We start from the raw sequence: 18,181 nt of genomic DNA, 5'->3' as shown, positions 1-18,181 counted from the left end.
GTCACCTGCATGATCGCGTCGGTGCCCTTCGGGGCTTGATTGGGAATGCGGTGCGGACGGTTCGCCGTCCAATGCCGCGGCTGTCCCTGCAACTGTAAGCGGTGAGCGAGACGCACGGGCCCTTCGACTGGAGGGCAGCCACTGGGGATTACCCTGGGAAGGCGTGGCGTGGAGCTTTGACCCGTGAGCCAGGAGACCTGCCGGCGTCTGGTCGCTCTTGTCCCGGTCCAGGGGGTGACCGAGGCACGGTGAACGCCGTCTGAGCGACGACACGCGCGGCAGGGGCCGCACGGCGACGCGCGTCGGCCGCTCATGGCGTCCGGTCTTCGCGCGTCCCGGCCGTTCGCGGCAGGCCCCCGTCCTCGTCGGACGCCGGGGAGTTCTGCATGACGACGTTGACGATAGGGAGACCGGTCGAAAGGCCGACGCGCGCCGCCACCCGCAAGCGGATCCGCTGGATGTTCGCAGGCCTGGTCGTTGCCAACATCGCCGCCTGGGGCTGGGCATTTTCGCTATTTCACGCGCAACCGCTGATGCTGGGCACCGCGCTGCTCGCCTGGGGGCTCGGCCTGCGCCACGCGGTCGACGCGGATCACATCGCCGCGATCGACAACGTGACGCGCAAGCTCATGCAGGACGGCCAGCGCCCGATCGCAGTCGGCTTCTGGTTCGCGATCGGCCATTCCGGCATCGTCCTGATCGCGGCCGTCGCGATCGCCTTCACCGCCAGCGCACTGTCGCAGTTCGAGGCGTTCAAACAGGTCGGCGGCGTGGTCGCCACTATCGTCTCCGCCGTGTTCCTGTTCACGATCGCGGCGATGAACCTGATCATCCTGCGCTCGGTCTGGCGCACCTTCGGCCATGTTCGCAGCGGCGGTACCTATGTCGAGGAAGACCTCGACCTGCTGCTCGGCAATCGCGGCCTGCTCGCGCGGCTGTTCCGCCCGATGTTCCGGCTGGTCACGCGAAGCTGGCACATGGCACCGCTCGGCTTCCTGTTCGGGCTGGGCTTCGACACGGCGACGGAGGTCGCGATCCTCGGGCTTTCCGCGAGCCAAGCCGCCGACGGCCTCTCGATCGGCACCGTCCTCGTGCTCCCGGTCCTGTTCGCGACCGGCATGGCGCTGGTCGATACCGCGGACGGGGTCGTCATGCTCGGCGCCTACGAATGGGCGTTTGTGAAGCCGATCCGCAAACTCTATTACAACATCACCATCACGCTGATCTCCGCCATAGTCGCGATCGCGATCGGCGGGATCGAGACGCTGGCGCTGCTCGGCACGAAGCTCGGCCTGTCCGGCGGCGTGTGGGACGTCGCCGCGGCGCTCGGCGAGAACTTCAACGGCCTGGGCTTCGCGATCATAGGCCTGTTCGTGCTCTGCTGGGTGCTGAGCTTCGCGATCTACCGCTGGAAACGCTTCGACGAGATCGAAGTCGTGCACGGATAGCTGGCGGCCGGTCGCAAAGTCCTTTAGGTCGCGCCTTCGAGGGTCGGTTGGACCGAACCTCACAGATCGCGCCGGTGCCCTTCGGGGCTTGAATGGGAATGCGGTGCGGAAGGGTTCGCTCCTCCAATGCCGCGGCTGTCCCTGCAACTGTAAGCGGTGAGCGACACGCACGCGCCCTTTTACGGGGCAGCCACTGGGCGAAATCCTGGGAAGGTGTGCGAAGAGCTTCGACCCGCGAGCCAGGAGACCTGCCAGCGCAACGGTCGCTCTTGCCATGATCCAGGGGGTGGTCACGGCACGGTACTCCGTCTGAGCGACGAACAGGCGCGGCTGCAAGGTCGTGCGTGCGTGTGCTCGAAGGAGAATAAGAATGTCCGACCGTTCGCCCGATCTGGCCAAGGTCCCCGTCACCATCGTCACCGGCTTCCTCGGCGCCGGCAAGACCACCCTCATCAGCCACCTGATCCGCAACGCGAACGGCCGCCGCCTCGCCGTCGTCGTCAACGAATTCGGCACGCTCGGCATCGACGGCGACATCCTCAAGGGTTGCGCGATCCCCGATTGCCCGGCCGAGAACGTGATCGAACTCGCGAACGGCTGCATCTGCTGCACGGTCGCGGACGACTTCATCCCGACCGTCGAGGCATTGCTCGCGCTCGACCCGCGCCCCGATCACATCCTGATCGAGACGTCCGGCCTCGCGCTGCCCAAGCCGCTGCTGAAGGCATTCGACTGGCCCGCGATCCGATCGCGCATCACCGTCGACGGCGTCATCGCGCTCGCCGATGCCGAGGCGGTCGCCGCCGGCCGCTTCGCGCCAGACGTCGCGGCACTGGACGCCCAGCGCGCCGCCGATCCGAGTGTCGATCACGAGACTCCGCTCTCGGAGGTGTTCGAGGACCAGCTCGCCTGCGCCGACCTCGTTCTGCTGACCAAGGTCGATCTCGCCGGCCCCGAGGGGGTCGCCAAGGCGCGCGCGGTGATCGCCGCCGAGTCCGCAAGGCCGCTTCCGGTGATCGACCTGACCGACGGCATCATCGATCCGCGCGTGATCCTCGGCCTCAACGCCGCTGCCGAGGACGACATCGCCAGTCGCCCCTCGCACCACGACGGCGAGGACGATCACGAGCATGACGATTTCGACAGCGTCGTCGTCGAACTGGGCGAGATCGCCGACCCCGCGGACCTTACCGCGAAGATCGAAGCGCTCGCTCGCACCGCCGACATCCTCCGCGTGAAGGGCTATGCCGCGGTCACCGGAAAGCCGATGCGGCTCCTCGTCCAAGCAGTCGGCGCGCGCGTCCGCACGCAGTATGATCGCCTTTGGCGTGCCGACGAGCCGCGCCGCACGCAGCTCGTGGTGATCGCCGAGCACGACCGTATCGACGAGGCCCGCATCAAGGCCGCGCTGGACGCCTGAGGCCCAAGATGCACGTCGTCTTCCGCGAGACCCATGGGCTGGAGGAAAGCGCGGTCCCACAGGACCTCGCCCAATCCCCGGCGGATCTCGTCGTCCTGTCCTTCTCCGACGGCGACCTCGGCGCGTTCGCCGCAGGCTGGAGACGTGCGGACGCCCTCGGAAGCCGCTTACCCTCGCTCCGCCTCGCCAACCTGACCGCACTCCAGCACCCGCTCTCGGTCGACACCTATGTCGAACAGACGCTGGCGGGCGCGAAGGGCATCCTGATCCGGCTGATCGGCGGGCGCTCCTATTGGAGCTACGGCCTGCAACAGGTCGAAAACCTCGCGCGGGAGAACCGCATCGCGCTCGCCGTCCTCGCTGCAGACGGCCGGATAGACATGCGCCTCGACGCCGCCTCGACCATCCCGCTCTCGACGCTGCGGCGCCTCGCCCAGCTTTGCGACACCGGTGGCGCGGTCGCAGCGCAGGCGGCACTAGCGCAATTCGCGCTGGCGTCTGGCTGCTACGCCGGTCCCGTCACCGGGGTCCGCGCGATCGCCGACGTCGGTGGCTGGCAGCTTCACGACGGCGCGACGTGCCCGGCCGCCTTCGCCATGAACGCGCGACGTTCGCGCATACTGCTCGTCTTCTACCGCTCCTATCTCACTGCCGCCGACCTACACCCGATCGAAGCACTCCACGCCGCACTGACCGCGCGCGGCTTCGACGTCATCGGCCTGTTCGCACCGTCATTGAAAGCCCCAGACGCAGCCGGCTGGCTAACCCGCTGGGTGGAAGCTTTGAAACCCGCCGCGATCGTCAACGCCACCGCCTTTTCCGCCCGCGGTGCCACCGACACCACACCGCTGGACGCCGCCAACGTCCCGGTCTTCCAGATTGCGCTGGCCACCTCCGATCGTGCAGCTTGGGCGGGCGCGACGCGAGGCCTGTCGCCCGCCGACCTCGCCATGCACGTCGTCCTCCCCGAAGTGGACGGCCGCCTGTTCGCCGGCGTCGCCAGCTTCAAGGAAGCCGCCGCGCGTGATGGTGACCTCGAATATACCCGCCGCGAACACCGTGCGGACCCAGCCCGCATCACCGCGATCGCCGCCCGCATCGAAGCCCGGACGAGCCTCGCCAGCAAACCGGTCGCCGAGCACCGCCTCGCGATCGTCCTCTCGACCTACCCCGGCAAGACCTACCAGATGGCCCACGCCGTCGGTCTGGACGCGCTCGCCTCCACGCAGGCGATCCTCGCCGACCTCACCGAAGCCGGCTACGCGATCATTCCCGAAACCGGCGACCTCGCCACGTCCCGGATCCACTGGTCACTCACCGAGTACCGCGCATCGCTCGCGTACCTCCCCAAAGCCCTCCGCGAAGATCTCCATCAAACCTGGGGCGAACCTACCGAGGACTTTACCTTCACCGCGATCGACCAGGGCGGGGCGCTCGTCGCCCTCCAACCCGAACGCGGCCGAACCGAGCACCGTGCGGAAGAATATCACGACCTCTCGCGCTGCCCCTGCCACGCCTATGTCGCCTTCTACCTGTGGCTTCGCACCCGCGGCACCGACGCGCTGGTCCATGTCGGCGCGCACGGCACGCTGGAATGGTTGCCCGGCAAGTCGGTCGCGCTGTCGGACGCCTGCTGGCCCGAAGCCCTCACTGGCGCGACGCCCGTCATCTACCCATTCATCGTCAACGACCCCGGCGAAGCGGCCCAGGCCAAGCGCCGGATCGGCGCCGTCACGCTCGGTCACGTCCCGCCGCCGCTCGAACGCACCCGTGCCGGCGCCGGCCTCGGCCGCCTCGAAGCGCTGCTCGACGAATTCTCCAATGCCGACGGCCTCGACCCGGCGCGGCGCGACCGTCTGCAACGCGACATCCGCGACGAAGCCAGCGCCACGGGGCTCGCCGCAACCCTTGGCCTGGACGACGTACAGTCGCAGTCGGAGGCCATCACCCGCATCGACACGTTCGTGTGCGATGTGAAGGAGAGCCAGTATGGCGACGGCCTCCACATCTACGGCCGCGGCGAGCAAGGCGAAGCCGAACGCGCCGGACTGCTGTCGGCGCTTCGAGGCGAGCGTGTCGCAGCCGGCCCCTCCGGCTCGCCGTGGCGAGGCCGCGCCGACGTCCTACCGACTGGCCGCAACCTCTACACCACCGACCCCCGCGCGGTCCCGTCGCGCGCCGCCCATACCCAGGGCGTGAAGCTCGCCGAAGAGCTAGTCCGTCGTCATCTGCAGGATCAGGGCGACTACCCGCGCACCCTCGTCGTCGACCTGTGGGCGTCCGCGACGATGCGTACCGCGGGCGAGGAGTTCGCGATGGCGCTCCACCTGCTCGGCGCGGAACCGGTCTGGGACATGCAGTCCGACCGCGTCACGGGCGTCGAGATCCTCCCGCTTGCCAGTTTCGATCGCCCACGCATCGACGTCACCCTGCGCGTATCCGGCCTGTTCCGGGATGCCTTCCCGACACTCTGCACGATGTTCGGCCAAGCCGTCCGTGCGCTCGGCGCACGCGACGAGCCCGCGGACTGGAACCCGTTCGTCGGCCGGACGCCAACCCCGCGCGTCTACGGCCCCGAACCCGGCCGCTACGGCCTGAGGATGGGCGACGCCGCCGAAACCTACACGCCGGAAGCGCGCCTGATTGCCGGCAAGGCCTGGCTATCCGCCTCCAGCCACGCGCTCGATGACGGCACCGACAGCTTCGACCCGATCGGCATCCGCGACCGTGTCGCCGCTGCGGACGCCTTCGTCCACGTCCAGGACCTGCCCGAAACCGACCTGCTGCTCGCCGCAGACTATGCCGCGCACGAAGCAGGCTTCGCCGCCGCGCAATCGGTCGCCGGCGGGAACGCCGTCCTCTACCATCTCGACGCGCGAGACCCGTCTCGAGCCAAGGCGCGCCCGCTCAAGGAGGAGATCGCCCGCGTCGTCCACGCCCGCGCAGCCCACGCCGGCTGGGTGGACGGCATGATGCGCCACGGCTTCCGCGGCGGGGCGGAGATCGCCGCCACGCTCGATCACCTTGGCGCGTTCGCGCACCTCGCCGGCGCAGTCCGGCCCGAACTGATCGACCTCTATTACGTCGCTACCCTGGGCCGCGAAGACGTCCACGCCTTCCTCGCCGCGGCGAACCCCGTCGCACTGGCGGCGATGCAGGCGCGGTTCGCCGCGCTCCATGCCGCAGACCTGTGGCCGACCCGCCGCAACTCGATCCTCGCCGCGCTCGACCTGCCGGCATGAGCGCGCCCGCTACCAATGGCGTCGTCAAGGGCTGGTGCCCCGACGCATGGCGCCCGATGATGGCCGGCGACGGCCTGTTGGTGCGCGTCCGCCCACCGCTCGGTCGCCTGACGCGCGCGCAGGTGCTCGATCTCTGCGAGGCGGCAGCGGAACACGGCAACGGCCAGATCGACGCCACCAACCGCGCCAACCTCCAGATCCGCGGGGTCCGCGAGGATAGCTGGCGCGCGCTCATCGACACGCTCCTGAGCCTGGGCCTGATCGATCCCGATGCGACCCGGGAAGCCCGCGCCAACATTCTCGTTGCGCCCGACTGGCACGCTGAGGACGACACCCACCGTATCGCGGAAGAGTTGCGCGCCCGGCTCTCCGAACTGCCAGACCTTCCCGGCAAGGTGGGCTTCGCGATCGACGCCGGTGCTGCGCCCCTGCTGCAGGATGCACCCGCCGACTTCCGCGTCGAACGCGCCGCCTGCGGCCAATTGATCCTCCGCGCCGACGGCCGAGACCTTGGCGCGCCGTTGTCGCCCGGCAGCGAAGTCGATCGCCTGATCGCGCTAGCCCGCTGGTTCGTCGAAACCGGCGGCACGGCGAGCGGTCGGATGGCAAGACACCACGCGCCTCTTCCCAAGTGGGCTGCCGCAACGATAACGCCCGCAGCGAATGCGCCCCGCGTCCAGCCCGGCCGGCACTCGCTCGGCATCGCGCTTGGCCTGCCATTTGGCCGCGTTTCGGCAGTGGCGCTATCCCGCTTCATCGAAGCCGAGATCGCGATCGCGGCGATCCGCCTCACGCCGTGGCACATCGCGGTCTGCGAAACCGATGCGGCATTCGCGGTGGAGCCTGATCCCGCTGACTTTATAACTTATCCGTTATCGCCGTTACTCCGCACCGATGCCTGCGTAGGCGCGCCGGCCTGTCCGCAGGGCACGGTCGACACCCGCAGTCTGGCGCTCCGCCTGGCGCCTTACGTTGAAGGTCGGCTCCACGTTTCCGGATGCGCCAAGGGATGCGCCCGCGCGATCCCGGCCGACGTCACGCTGACCGGTCGTGAAGGCTGCTTCGATCTCGCTTTCGACGCCCGCGCGGGCGCACCACCCACCCGCGCTGGTCTCGACGCCGCGCACATCCTCGCCCATTTCGGAGCCGCCTGAATGCCGTACGCCTATGAAACCGACGGCGCGGCGATCTACCGCCAGTCCTTCGCGATGATCCGCGCGGAGGCCGATCTCGCCCGTTTCTCGCCTGGGGAGGAGCCCGTCGCCGTCCGCATGATCCACGCCGCGGGGCTGGTCGGGCTCGCCCAGCACCTCCGCTTCTCGCCGACATTCGCGGTCGAAGCCCGCCGCGCGTTGCAGGCCGGCGCCCCGATCCTCTGCGACGCGCGCATGGTAACCGAAGGCATCACGCGCGCGAGACTGCCTGCGGACAACCGCATCGTCTGCACGCTCCACGCGCCCGAAACCCTCGAGCTCGCAAGGACGATGGGTAACACGCGATCGGCCGCCGCACTCGAACTCTGGCGCCCACATCTCGCCGGCGCGGTCGTCGCGATCGGCAACGCACCCACCGCGTTGTTCCACCTGCTGAACATGCTCGAGGACCCCGATTGCCCGCGCCCGGCCGCGATCATCGGCTGCCCCGTAGGCTTCGTCGGCGCGGTGGAATCGAAGGCGGCGCTCTGGACCGACCAGCCCGTGCCGTGCGTGGTCGTCGAAGGCCGAATGGGCGGCAGCGCGATCACAGTCGCCGCGATCAACGCGCTCGCGAGCGGCACCGAATGACTCCCGTGCGAACTGGCGGAACCATCCACGGCGTGGGCCTGGGCCCGGGCGCGCAGGACCTGATGAGCGTCCGCTCGGATCGCCTGGTTCGCAGTGCGCGCCACGTCGCCTATTTTCGCAAGGCCGGCCGCCCCGGCCAAGCGCGCAAGATCGTCGAGGGCATGCTGCGCGCCGACGTGATCGAGTTTCCGATGGAATACCCGGTCACCACCGAGATCCCGGTTTCAGATCCGCGTTACAACGACTGCCTTTCGGCCTTCTACGAAGGCTGTATCGATCACCTAGCGGCACTGGCCCGCAACGGCGAGGATATTGTCGTGCTCTGCGAAGGCGATCCGTTCTTCTACGGCTCGTTCATGCACCTCTACACGCGGTTGCAGACGATCGCACCGGTGCAGGTCGTCCCCGGCATCACCGGCATGTCGGGCGCCTGGACTGCGAGCGGCGCACCGATCACCTGGGGCGACGACGTGCTCACGGTGCTCATGGGCACGCTTCCCGAGGAGGATTTGGTCCGCCGCATCCGCGATACCGACGCGCTGGTGGTGATGAAGATTGGCCGCCACCTCGCCAAGCTCCGCCGCGCCGTCGCCGCCGCCGGGCGCGAGAGCGAGGCGTGGCTGGTGGAATACGCCGCAATGGCCGATCAACGTGTCACGCGGCTCTGCGAGGCGGGAGTGATCACGCCGTATTTCTCGATCCTGCTGATCCACGGACAGGGGCGGCGACCATGACCGGCTGGCTGGCGATCGCGGGCCTCGGCCCCGGCGATCCGAATATGGTGACGCCCGAAGTCACCGCCGCGCTCGCCGAAGCGACCGACGTTATCGGCTACATCCCCTACGTCGCGCGCATCGCCTCCCGCGAGGGCCTGGTGCTCCACCCGAGCGACAACCGTGTCGAACTCGACCGCGCGACGCATGCCTTGCAATTGGCAACGCAGGGCCACCGGGTCGTCGTCGTCTCGTCCGGCGACCCCGGCGTGTTCGCCATGGCCGCGGCGGTATTCGAAGCGCTCGAAGCCGGCCCGTCCGAATGGCGCGACCTAGACATCAGGGTCCTTCCCGGGATCACCGCGATGCTCGCCGCGAGCGCCCGCGCCGGTGCGCCGCTGGGCCATGACTTCTGCGCGATCAACCTGTCGGACAACCTCAAGCCCTGGGGCGTGATCGAATGCCGGGTGCGCCTCGCGGCCCAAGCCGACTTCGCGATCGCCTTCTACAACCCACGATCGAAAGCGCGTCCCGACGGGCTCGTCCGCATCTTCGAGATCCTCAACGAGACCTGCCGCGACGATCGCCCCGTCCTGTTCGCCCGCGCCGTCTCCACCGCGCAAGAAACGCTTCGCATCGTCCCGCTGCCGGAAGCCAGCGCCGAGATGGCCGATATGCGGACGATGATCATCGTCGGCTCGAGCCTGACGCGGGTCATCGACCGGGCGATCGGCCCGATCCTCTACACGCCGCGGTCGGCCTCGTGATCCAGCCATCGCACCACGTCGGCCACGGCATGGACTTCGCGCCGAGCGGGCAGGGCAGGGCGGTCGATCATGATCATGGGCAGGCCAAGCGCGCGTGCCGCTGCGACCTTCGCCACGGCGCCCACGCCACCGGCGTTCTTGCAGACCACGATCTCGATATCATGGGCCTGCAGCAAGTGCTGATCGCCGGCGACATCGAACGGCCCGCGATCGACCACGAGACTGTACTGCGGCAGTTCCGGCGCCTTGACCGGCGCATCGACGAACCTGAGAAGATATGTGTGCTGAGGCTGTGCGGCGAACGCGTCGACATGCATCCGTCCAAGCGCCAGCATCACGCGTCGAGGCGGCCCTGCCAGCGCCGCGACGGCGGCGCCTATGTCGCGGACGCAAGTCCATCGATCGCCAGCGATCGGTGTCCAGGCCGGCCGGGTCAGGGCGATCAGCGGGACGCCCGCATCGTCCGCTGCCGCAATCGCGTTGGCGCTCATTTGCGCGGCGAAGGGATGCGTTGCGTCCACCAGATGCGTAATGGCGTGCGACCGCAGATACCCGGCCAGTCCGGCAGCTCCGCCAAATCCGCCGATCCGGACCGGAATCTGTTGCACCTTCGGACTGGCTACCCGCCCCGCGTAGCTCAGCACGGCGGCATCGCCACGTGCGGCCAGCACGGCGGCGAGCGCGCTGGCTTCGGTCGTGCCGCCCAGCACCAGGATGTTCGGCATGACTGACACTCCCTGGCTGACGATCGTCGGTATCGGCGAAGACGGCGCGGCGGGTCTTTCTGCCTCGGCAAGATCCGCTATCGCCGAGGCAGAAATCGTATTCGGCGCGAGCCGCCATCTCGCGCTGCTCCCGAACCTTAAGAGCGAGGCCGTGGCGTGGCCAGTGCCGTTCGAGAATGGACTGGACCAGCTGCTGGTTCATCGCGGCCGACGGGTCGTCATGCTGGCGTCCGGCGATCCGTTCTGGTTCGGAGCGGGCACGTCGATAACGCGACGCCTGTCCGCTGACGAGTGGGTCGCACTCGCGTCCCCGTCGACCTTCAGCCTCGCAGCGGCGCGGCTAGGCTGGGCGCTCGAGGATACGGCCTGTGTGGGGCTCCACGCGGCGCCACTTACACGGCTTCGGCCGCATATCGCGGTCGGCCGCCGCGCGATCGCGCTGGTTCGGGATGGCGATGCGGTGGCCGAGCTCGCGCGCTATCTCCGGGATCTAGGCCTCGGCGCGTCGCACCTGCACATCCTCGAGGCACTCGGCGGCCCCCGGGAGCGGATTCGCGAGGTGACCGCGGATGCGATGACGTTCGTCGACGTTGCCCACCCCGTTGCAGTCGCGATCGCCTTTGTCGGGCACGGTGCGACGTTACCGCGGGCATCGGGCCTGTCGGACGACTGGTTCGCGCATGACGGCCAGGTCACCAAGCGTCCGATCCGTGCGCTGACGCTGTCCGCGCTCGCGCCGAAGCCAGGCGAAATGTTGTGGGACATCGGGGCTGGGTCGGGCTCGATCGGAATCGAATGGTTGCTGAGCCACGCGTCGACGCAAGCGATCGCGTTCGAGGCGGACCCGGTCCGCGTCGCGCGAGCGGCTACCAACGCCGCCGCCTTGGGTGTCGATCGCCTGCGGATCGTCCAAGGCAGCGCACCCGGGGCGTTGAAGGGGCAGGACCTGCCCGACGCGATCTTCGTTGGGGGTGGTTTGACGGACGCCTTGCTGGACGCGTTGTGGACGCTGGTCGGTACCGGTACCCGCCTCGTCGTCAACGCCGTAACCCTCGAGTCCGAAGCGTTGCTTGCCCGTTGGCACGAGGCGAAAGGCGGCACTCTTCTCCGCATCGAGCTTTCGGACGCTGTTCCGCTCGGGACCCGACGCGGTTGGCGGGCGCGGTATCCGGTCGTCCAATGGTGCGTCGCGCTGTGATCGTCGCCGGCTTCGGTTTTCGCCAGGCGGCCGACGAGGTTTCCCTTCGCGCGGCGCTTGCACGCGCGCAACGCGGCCAGCCTCCAGTCACTGCACTCGCCGCCCCGAAAGACAAAGCGCTGCTGGTGGGCGGTCTTGCGCGAGCCTTGAAACTGCCGCTGATTACCGTCTCGGCAGAAGCCTTGCAGCGTGTAGATACAGCCACCCGATCAGCCGCCAGCGTCCGTGCTCGCGGAACCGGCAGCGTCGCCGAAGCATCGGCACTCGTCGCCGCTGGTACCGGCGCAAGGTTGCTCACCTCTCGCCATATATCTCCCGATCGGATGGCGACCTGCGCCATCGCCCAAGGATTCGCTGCATGACTGTTCATTTCATCGGTGCGGGCCCTGGTGCGCCGGACCTCCTCACATTGCGCGGCCGCGATCGGATCGCGGCGTCGCCCGTCTGCTTGTATGCAGGGTCGTTGATCCCGGCGGCGATGCTCGATCATTGTCCGCCCGGCGCCAGGATCGTCAACACGGCGTCGTTGTCGCTCGACCAGATCATCGCCGAAGTTCAGACGGCACATGCAGCGGGCGAGGACGTCGCGCGGCTCCATTCCGGCGACCTTTCGATCTGGTCGGCGATGGGCGAGCAACTTCGTCGTCTCCGCGCGCTCGGTATTCCATTTACGATCACGCCCGGCGTACCGGCCTTCGCCGCAGCGGCAGCGGCGCTCGAAGTCGAACTGACGCTTCCGGAACTCGCGCAGTCGGTGGTGCTCACGCGCACGCCGGGGCGCGCCAGCACGATGCCCGCTGCCGAGAGTCTCACCGCGTTCGCCGCGACCGGCGCGACGCTCGCGATCCATCTCTCGGTTCACAATCTTGCAAGCGTCGTCGCCGACCTGGCCCCGGTTTATGGTCCGGACTGCCCCGCAGCGATCGTGTGGCGTGCGAGTTGGCCCGACGAGCAAATCGTGCGTGCCACGTTGGAGACCATCGCGGATGCGGTCGCGGGCAAGCCCGACCGCACCGCCCTGATCCTAGTCGGACAGGCGCTTGCCGCACGCGATTTCGCCGAAAGCAGCCTTTACGCGGCCGGCTATGACCGTCGCTTCCGTCCGCAATCTGCCGATTCCAGGTTTGCAGGAGATACCGCATGACGCCCGGCCTCCTGATTGCTGCGCCCGCTTCGGGCACCGGCAAGACCACGGTCATGCTCGGGCTGCTCCGTGCGCTGCGGGATGACGGTATCGTCGTCCAGCCGTTCAAGTGCGGCCCGGATTACATCGACCCGGCGTTTCACCGCGCGGCAAGCGGTCGCGCCTCGTTCAATCTCGACAGCTGGTCGATGCCCGCCACCATGCTCGATACTCTGGCGGACCAGGCGAGCGATGCGGATTTCGCTATAAGCGAAGGCTCGATGGGACTGTTTGACGGTGTCGCGAAGGCCGGCGCGACAGGCAACGGTGCCAGCGCCGATATCGCGCGGCGCATGGGTTGGCCGGTCGTCCTTGTTATAGACGTTTCCGGGCAGGCACAGTCGGCAGCCGCCACCGCGCTTGGGTTCAGTCGATATGATCCGAGCGTCAACATCGCAGGCGTCATCCTGAACCGGGTGGCGAGTCCACGCCACGAGCGGCTTGCGCGCGCTGGCATGGAGGCGATCGGTATCCGCGTCTTCGGCGCGCTGCCGAGGCGCGGCGACCTGAAGCTGCCCGAACGGCATCTTGGACTGGTGCAAGCCGCCGAGCATCCTGATCTCGACGCGCGGATCAGCGAATATGCAACGTTCCTACGGGCCAATGTCGACATCGCTGCGCTTCGCGGCGCGGCGACGGCGCACCCGCCGGCCGGAGGCGAACCCGTCTGGCACCGTCCACCGGCACAACGGATCGCGCTCGCGCGGGACGCCGCATTCTCGTTCACCTACTCGCATGTGTTGGAGGCGTGGCACCGCGCCGGCGCGGAAATTCGCCCCTTCTCGCCGCTTGCAGACGAACCTCCCGCTGCCGATGCGGAGCTGGTCTGGCTACCCGGCGGCTATCCCGAATTGCATGCCGGGCGCCTTGCCGAAGCGCGACGTTTCCAGACGGCGCTTGCCGAACACGCCACGACCCGGCCGGTTCACGGAGAGTGCGGCGGGTATATGGTGCTGGGTGAGGGGCTGATCGACGCGGACGGCGTGCATCACCGGATGGCCGGGCTGCTTGGCCTCGTCACGAGCTATGCGCATCGCAAGATGCATCTCGGTTATCGTCGCGCGACGCTGCTGGCGCCGATGGGCGGCTTCGATACCGGCGCGATGCTGACGGGTCACGAATTCCACTACTCGACGATCGTCGAACAACCGGATTCCGCGCTCGCCACCGTCACCGATGCCGAGGGCAACGCGGTGGCCGAAACCGGCTCGCATCGCGGTCGGGTCACCGGCAGTTTCTTTCACCTGATTGCGGCCACGCAATGACCGGTTTCGTGTCGTTCGTCGGATCGGGGCCGGGGGATCCCGAATTGCTGACCCTCAAGGCAGTTGCTCGTCTGCAATCAGCGGACACGGTGCTATTCGACGATCTGTCCTCGGGCGCGGTCCTCGACCATGTCAGGGTCGGTGCCGAACTCGTCGCGGTCGGCAAGCGCGCCGGTCGCCCGTCGCCGAGCCAGGCGCATGTTTCGCAGCTACTGGTCGACCATGCGCGAAGCGGCAGCCGCGTGGTCCGACTGAAGTCGGGCGACGCTGGCATGTTCGGTCGTCTTGAGGAGGAGATCGTCGCGCTGAAAGCCGCTGGCATCGGGTTCGAGATCATTCCGGGCATCAGCGCCGCCAGTGCTGCCGCTGCCGCTGCACAGATCCCGCTGACACGACGGCTGAGTGCCCGTCGCGTGCAGTTCGTCACCGGGCACGATATTACAGGCGATCTCCCCGAACAGCGCAACATGGCGGCGCTTGCGGATCCGGAGGCGACAACGGTCGTCTTCATGCCGAAGCGCACGTTCCCGGCGCTGGCAGCGTCACTGATCGAGCATGGTCTCGCTCCCGACACGCCTGCGTTGATGGCGGAAAATATCGGTCACCCTGATCAGCAGCTGACGCGTTCCACGATCGCCGAACTGGCAGATCAGCTGGCGAAGGGCTTCTCCAGCAAGCCGGCGCTCATCCTGTATGGTCCGCTCATGGACGGCGAATGATCGATCTTGTCCTTATCGGGATCGGCACCGGCAACCCCGACCATCTCACGCGCGCCGCGGTCGCAGCCATGAACGCAGCGGACCTCCTCCTGCTGCCGCGCAAGGGCGATGCGAAGTCGGACCTGATCGATCTGCGCCGGTCGATCTGCGCCCGCGTCCTGACCGGCGCGACGCGGATCGTCGAGTTCGATCTCCCGCAACGCGGTGGAGAAACACCGTACCTGGATGCGGTCGAGCACTGGCACGACGCGATCGCCGCCTGCTGGCGCGCGCAGATCGAACGTCATCTGCCGGAAGGAGGCCGACTGGCGCTGCTCGTATGGGGCGATCCATCGCTTTACGACAGTAGCCTGCGGATCGCGGAGCGGTTGAGACGCGACGGCATGGCGATGCGTGTGCAGGTCGAGCCCGGCATCACCAGCCTACAGGTACTGACCGCCGCCCATGCCATACCGCTGAATACGCTAGCCGCGCCGGTCCTCATCACCACGGGCCGGCGGTTACGGTCAGGCGGATGGCCGGACGGGATAGACAGCGTCGCGGTGATGCTTGATGCGGGATGCGCGTTCGAAGCGCTCGATCCGCACGGTATCACGATCTGGTGGGGCGCCTATCTCGGCATGCCGGCGCAAGCGCTGCTCGCCGGTCCGCTGGTCGGTATAGCCGGGCAAATCGCCCAAACCCGCGCGCAGCTCCGCGAACGGCATGGCTGGATCATGGACATCTATCTGCTGCGGCGTGCCGCGTCCGATCAATCCAATGCGTAGAATGCGACGATCATGAAGAAAATGCCATGTTTCTAACGCTTTGACGTTACACGAACTCTGCTGCAGTCTGAATGACAGATGGCTGCGACGTTCAGAGACCATGCCGGCTTTGAGTCGTAACCGCCGATCGGGCAACGGAAACGACGGAGTTGGGCCATGTTGAGGATCGTCATGATCGCCTTGGCGGCGATATGGGGAGCGTCCATGCTGTTCGGCTTGGCGCTGCTCGTGGGTAGTCGGTATTCGGTGCGCATCCGCCGGTTCGTATCGGACGATTAGAACGCTCGCGATCGGGGCGACGAGCACCGCCTCCAACCGCGATAAGCCGGACGTTATTCGAGGTCGTCTTCGTCGACCACGATCGTCGTCGCCGACGGCTTCCGCTCCAGCGCGGCGAGGCAGGCATCGATGATGTCGTCGTTGAACCGGTTGAACAGTTCGATACCATCGTCCTCCGGTTCGTCGCCGCTCAGTTCCTTCAGCACGGCATATTTCACCGCGAACTCATACTCGTCGCCATCGAATTCTCCGAGGAATTCGATCTGCTTCTGGATGTCGTTGTCGACGATGCTCGACTGGTCGATTTCAAGGGTATTTGCCATGTGGGAACTCCTGGGGTCTACCCGCCTACTGCCCGCACCGACGCAGCAGCGCAAGCGTCCGAAACAGCGGTTATCATTCGTATGCGGGAGGCGGATCCCTAGGCGGCACCGTGGTGCCTGTCGTCGCTCCAGTATCGATATTGAAACGCGCTGCCGCTCCATGCAAGAAGAGCGTCACCACTCCTGTCATTGTGAGTTATCGATGTCGCGTTCCCGCTTACTGTTTTCGGCCGCCATGCTTGGCTGCATCGCCAATACCGCTCCCGCTCAAACGCCTGCCAAGACGACCCGCGTCAATCCGCTGACCGTCCCCAGCACGCTGCCGTTCCAGGCACCGCGCTTCGACCAGATCACCGATGCCGATTACCAGCCCGCGCTGGAGCAGGGCATGGCCGAGCAGATCATCGAGATGAAGGCGATCGCAAACAATCCTGCGGCACCGACCTTCGCAAACACGATCGAGGCCATGGAGCGCTCGGGCCGGACGCTTGACCGCGCGAGCCAAGCCTTCTTTGGCGTGTCGCAGGCGAACACGAACGACGCGCTGGACGCCGTGCGGAGTGCGGTGTCGCCGAAGATGGCGCAGCATAGCGACGCGATCTATCTCGACCCTAAGCTCTTTGCGCGTGTGCAGACGCTGTATGCGAGGAAGGCCTCGCTCGGTCTCGATGCAGAACAGCAGCAGGTACTGGAAATCTACCACAGCGATTTCTTGCACGCTGGCGCGCGGTTGAACGATGCCGACAAGACCAAGCTACGATTGCTCAACACCCAGATCTCGACCGCGACGACCGACTTCCAGCAGAAGCTGCTTGCGGGCACGAAGGCTGCCGCGCTGATCGTGGATGACAAGGCCAAGCTCGCCGGTCTCAGCGACGCCGAGATCGCGGCGGCGGCAGAGGGTGCGAAGGAGCGAGGCCTGACCGGCAAGTACGTCCTGTCGCTGCAGAACACGACGCAACAGCCGGCACTCGCCTCTCTGACCGATCGCGCGACTCGCGCCGCATTATTCGAGAAGAGCTGGACGCGGTCCGAGATGGGCGACGCGAACGATACCCGCGCATTGATACAGAAGATCGCTCAGTTGCGCGCGCAGAAGGCGCAACTGCTCGGCTATCCGAACTACGCCGCCTATTCGCTCTATGACCAGATGGCGAAGACCCCCGACGCGGCCAAGCGTTTCATGGCGCAGCTCGTCCCGGCGACTGCTGCCGAACAGCGGCGCGAGGCGGCCGAGTTGCAGAAGACGATCGACGCGACCGGCACTTCGTTCCCGCTCGCCCCGTCCGACTGGGATTTCTATTCGGACAAAGTCCGGAAGGCCAAGTATGACCTCGACCAGAACGAGCTGAAGCCGTATTTCGAGATCAGCCGCGTGTTGCAGGACGGCGTGTTCTTCGCCGCGAACCAGCTCTACGGCGTCACCTTCAAGGAACGCCGTGACATCCCGGTGTACCAGCCCGACATCCGTGTCTTCACCGTCTACGACAAGGACGGCTCCGAACTCGGCCTGATGTATTTCGATTACTGGAAGCGCGACAACAAATCTGGTGGCGCGTGGATGTCGAACTTCGTCGGGCAGTCGAAGCTGCTCGGTACCAAGCCGGTCGTCTACAACGTCGGCAACTTCACCAAGCCGGCCCCAGGCCAGCCTGCGCTGATCACGTTCGACGACGTGACGACGATGTTCCACGAGTTCGGCCATGCGCTGCACGGCCTGTTCGCGAACCAGACCTATCCGCTCGTTTCGGGCACCAATACCGCACGCGACTGGGTCGAGTTCCCGTCGCAGTTCAACGAGCATTGGGCGCTCGATCCCAAGGTGCTCGCCAACTACGCCAAGGACTACCGCACCGGCGCGGCGATGCCGGCGACGCTGACCGCGAAGATCAAGAACGCGGCGAAGTTCAACCAGGGCTATGAATTGGGCGAACTGGTCGCGGCCGCGACGCTCGATCAGGACTGGCATTCGTTGCCGGCATCGACGGGGCCGCAAGACGTCGATGCGTTCGAGACGAAGGCACTGACGACGATGGGGCTGGATACGAAGGACGTGCCGCCGCGCTATCGCACCAGCTATTTCGCGCACATCTGGGCAGGTGGCTATGCGGCGGGGTATTACGCGTATCTGTGGACGCAGATGCTCGACAATGATGCCTATGCCTGGTTCGTCGCGCATGGCGGATTGACGCGCGCGAACGGCCAGCGCTTCCGCGACATGATCCTGTCCAAGGGGCATACCGAGGATTATGGCCCGATGTTCAAGGCATTCTACGGCAAGGATCCGGATATCGGTCCGATGCTCGAAGACCGCGGACTGGCGCCTGCGGGAAAGTAGCTTGAGGAAA

At 66.9% G+C, this 18,181-nt stretch carries 17 protein-coding genes and 2 riboswitches; of the genes, 15 read left to right on the top strand and 2 right to left on the bottom strand.

Translation table 11 applies throughout. The features are described from left to right. Positions 1-2: 2 nt before the first annotated feature. Positions 3-220: riboswitch (cobalamin riboswitch) on the top strand. Between the two features lie 166 nt (positions 221-386). The 7 genes from SJY41_RS04865 to cobJ all read left to right on the top strand — a co-directional run bounded on the left by SJY41_RS04865 (position 387) and on the right by cobJ (position 9,374). Then, positions 387-1,448, top strand: a complete 1,062-nt coding sequence (locus SJY41_RS04865) for a HoxN/HupN/NixA family nickel/cobalt transporter (RefSeq protein ID WP_380779546.1) — start codon at positions 387-389, stop codon at positions 1,446-1,448. Between the two features lie 55 nt (positions 1,449-1,503). Further along, a riboswitch (cobalamin riboswitch) is annotated at positions 1,504-1,719 on the top strand. A 99-nt stretch (positions 1,720-1,818) separates the two neighbouring features. Further along, positions 1,819-2,868, top strand: a complete 1,050-nt coding sequence (gene cobW / locus SJY41_RS04860) for a cobalamin biosynthesis protein CobW (RefSeq protein WP_380779544.1) — start codon at positions 1,819-1,821, stop codon at positions 2,866-2,868. 8 nt (positions 2,869-2,876) lie between these two features. Then, a complete protein-coding gene (gene cobN / locus SJY41_RS04855) occupies positions 2,877-6,110 on the top strand; it encodes a cobaltochelatase subunit CobN (RefSeq protein ID WP_380779542.1) in 3,234 nt (1,077 codons plus the stop codon). Further along, on the top strand, positions 6,107-7,264 hold the full coding sequence (locus SJY41_RS04850) for a cobalamin biosynthesis protein CobG (RefSeq protein ID WP_380779540.1): 1,158 nt from the start codon (positions 6,107-6,109) through the stop codon (positions 7,262-7,264). Before cobN ends, SJY41_RS04850 begins: the two co-directional genes overlap by 4 nt. Then, a complete protein-coding gene (locus SJY41_RS04845) occupies positions 7,265-7,894 on the top strand; it encodes a precorrin-8X methylmutase (protein WP_380779538.1) in 630 nt (209 codons plus the stop codon). Next, complete coding sequence (gene cobI, locus SJY41_RS04840; protein ID WP_380779536.1) at positions 7,891-8,628, top strand: precorrin-2 C(20)-methyltransferase; 738 nt, start codon at positions 7,891-7,893, stop codon at positions 8,626-8,628. The genes SJY41_RS04845 and cobI overlap by 4 nt, the downstream gene beginning before the upstream one ends. Continuing rightward, entirely contained in the window at positions 8,625-9,374 is a 750-nt protein-coding gene (gene cobJ / locus SJY41_RS04835) for a precorrin-3B C(17)-methyltransferase (protein WP_380779535.1), read from the top strand. Before cobI ends, cobJ begins: the two co-directional genes overlap by 4 nt. On the opposite strand, the gene SJY41_RS04830 is transcribed toward cobJ, so the two are convergent. Continuing rightward, positions 9,350-10,099: a cobalt-precorrin-6A reductase gene (locus SJY41_RS04830; protein ID WP_380779533.1), complete on the bottom strand. Its 750-nt coding sequence runs from the start codon at positions 10,097-10,099 to the stop codon at positions 9,350-9,352. The genes cobJ and SJY41_RS04830 overlap by 25 nt on opposite strands. Here SJY41_RS04830 and cbiE point away from each other — a divergent pair. From cbiE to SJY41_RS04795, 7 genes are all read left to right on the top strand, one after another. Then, positions 10,098-11,297 carry a precorrin-6y C5,15-methyltransferase (decarboxylating) subunit CbiE gene (gene cbiE / locus SJY41_RS04825; RefSeq protein WP_380779532.1) on the top strand — a complete coding sequence of 400 codons (1,200 nt, stop codon included), beginning with the start codon at positions 10,098-10,100 and terminating at the stop codon, positions 11,295-11,297. The genes SJY41_RS04830 and cbiE overlap by 2 nt on opposite strands. Next, positions 11,294-11,659 (top strand): cobalamin biosynthesis protein, encoded by a 366-nt coding sequence (locus SJY41_RS04820; RefSeq protein ID WP_380779530.1) that lies wholly within the window; start codon positions 11,294-11,296, stop codon positions 11,657-11,659. The genes cbiE and SJY41_RS04820 overlap by 4 nt, the downstream gene beginning before the upstream one ends. Next, entirely contained in the window at positions 11,656-12,441 is a 786-nt protein-coding gene (gene cobM / locus SJY41_RS04815) for a precorrin-4 C(11)-methyltransferase (RefSeq protein WP_380779528.1), read from the top strand. The genes SJY41_RS04820 and cobM overlap by 4 nt, the downstream gene beginning before the upstream one ends. Beyond that, positions 12,438-13,745 carry a cobyrinate a,c-diamide synthase gene (locus SJY41_RS04810; RefSeq protein ID WP_380779527.1) on the top strand — a complete coding sequence of 436 codons (1,308 nt, stop codon included), beginning with the start codon at positions 12,438-12,440 and terminating at the stop codon, positions 13,743-13,745. Before cobM ends, SJY41_RS04810 begins: the two co-directional genes overlap by 4 nt. Then, complete coding sequence (cobA, locus tag SJY41_RS04805) at positions 13,742-14,464, top strand: uroporphyrinogen-III C-methyltransferase (RefSeq protein ID WP_380779525.1); 723 nt, start codon at positions 13,742-13,744, stop codon at positions 14,462-14,464. Before SJY41_RS04810 ends, cobA begins: the two co-directional genes overlap by 4 nt. After that, positions 14,461-15,231, top strand: coding sequence for a precorrin-6A synthase (deacetylating) (gene cobF / locus SJY41_RS04800; protein ID WP_380779523.1), 771 nt, complete (start codon positions 14,461-14,463; stop codon positions 15,229-15,231). The genes cobA and cobF overlap by 4 nt, the downstream gene beginning before the upstream one ends. Before the next feature lie 156 nt (positions 15,232-15,387). After that, positions 15,388-15,510 (top strand): hypothetical protein, encoded by a 123-nt coding sequence (locus SJY41_RS04795; RefSeq protein ID WP_380779522.1) that lies wholly within the window; start codon positions 15,388-15,390, stop codon positions 15,508-15,510. 53 nt (positions 15,511-15,563) lie between these two features. Here the strand turns inward: SJY41_RS04795 and SJY41_RS04790 are convergent, their stop codons facing one another. Next, positions 15,564-15,833: a hypothetical protein gene (locus tag SJY41_RS04790; RefSeq protein WP_380779520.1), complete on the bottom strand. Its 270-nt coding sequence runs from the start codon at positions 15,831-15,833 to the stop codon at positions 15,564-15,566. A 202-nt stretch (positions 15,834-16,035) separates the two neighbouring features. Between SJY41_RS04790 and SJY41_RS04785 the strand changes: the two genes are divergently transcribed. Next, on the top strand, positions 16,036-18,171 hold the full coding sequence (locus tag SJY41_RS04785) for a M3 family metallopeptidase (RefSeq protein WP_380779519.1): 2,136 nt from the start codon (positions 16,036-16,038) through the stop codon (positions 18,169-18,171). Positions 18,172-18,181: the final 10 nt, after the last annotated feature.

Origin of the sequence: Sphingomonas sp. R86520 (genome assembly GCF_042466285.1) — a bacterium.
Classification (GTDB): Bacteria; Pseudomonadota; Alphaproteobacteria; order Sphingomonadales; family Sphingomonadaceae; genus Sphingomonas.
This window is presented reverse-complemented; position numbering and strand designations above follow the sequence as displayed.

Bases quoted from the DNA above. Each gene is read 5' to 3' on its own strand.
- SJY41_RS04865 (WP_380779546.1), top strand. From the start codon at position 387: ATGACGACGTTGACGATAGGGAGACCGGTCGAAAGGCCGACGCGCGCC.
- cobW (WP_380779544.1), top strand. From the start codon at position 1,819: ATGTCCGACCGTTCGCCCGATCTGGCCAAGGTCCCCGTCACCATCGTC.
- cobN (WP_380779542.1), top strand. From the start codon at position 2,877: ATGCACGTCGTCTTCCGCGAGACCCATGGGCTGGAGGAAAGCGCGGTC.
- SJY41_RS04850 (WP_380779540.1), top strand. From the start codon at position 6,107: ATGAGCGCGCCCGCTACCAATGGCGTCGTCAAGGGCTGGTGCCCCGAC.
- SJY41_RS04845 (WP_380779538.1), top strand. From the start codon at position 7,265: ATGCCGTACGCCTATGAAACCGACGGCGCGGCGATCTACCGCCAGTCC.
- cobI (WP_380779536.1), top strand. From the start codon at position 7,891: ATGACTCCCGTGCGAACTGGCGGAACCATCCACGGCGTGGGCCTGGGC.
- cobJ (WP_380779535.1), top strand. From the start codon at position 8,625: ATGACCGGCTGGCTGGCGATCGCGGGCCTCGGCCCCGGCGATCCGAAT.
- cbiE (WP_380779532.1), top strand. From the start codon at position 10,098: ATGACTGACACTCCCTGGCTGACGATCGTCGGTATCGGCGAAGACGGC.
- SJY41_RS04830 (WP_380779533.1), bottom strand. From the start codon at position 10,099: ATGCCGAACATCCTGGTGCTGGGCGGCACGACCGAAGCCAGCGCGCTC.
- cobM (WP_380779528.1), top strand. From the start codon at position 11,656: ATGACTGTTCATTTCATCGGTGCGGGCCCTGGTGCGCCGGACCTCCTC.
- SJY41_RS04810 (WP_380779527.1), top strand. From the start codon at position 12,438: ATGACGCCCGGCCTCCTGATTGCTGCGCCCGCTTCGGGCACCGGCAAG.
- cobA (WP_380779525.1), top strand. From the start codon at position 13,742: ATGACCGGTTTCGTGTCGTTCGTCGGATCGGGGCCGGGGGATCCCGAA.
- cobF (WP_380779523.1), top strand. From the start codon at position 14,461: ATGATCGATCTTGTCCTTATCGGGATCGGCACCGGCAACCCCGACCAT.
- SJY41_RS04795 (WP_380779522.1), top strand. From the start codon at position 15,388: ATGTTGAGGATCGTCATGATCGCCTTGGCGGCGATATGGGGAGCGTCC.
- SJY41_RS04790 (WP_380779520.1), bottom strand. From the start codon at position 15,833: ATGGCAAATACCCTTGAAATCGACCAGTCGAGCATCGTCGACAACGAC.
- SJY41_RS04785 (WP_380779519.1), top strand. From the start codon at position 16,036: ATGTCGCGTTCCCGCTTACTGTTTTCGGCCGCCATGCTTGGCTGCATC.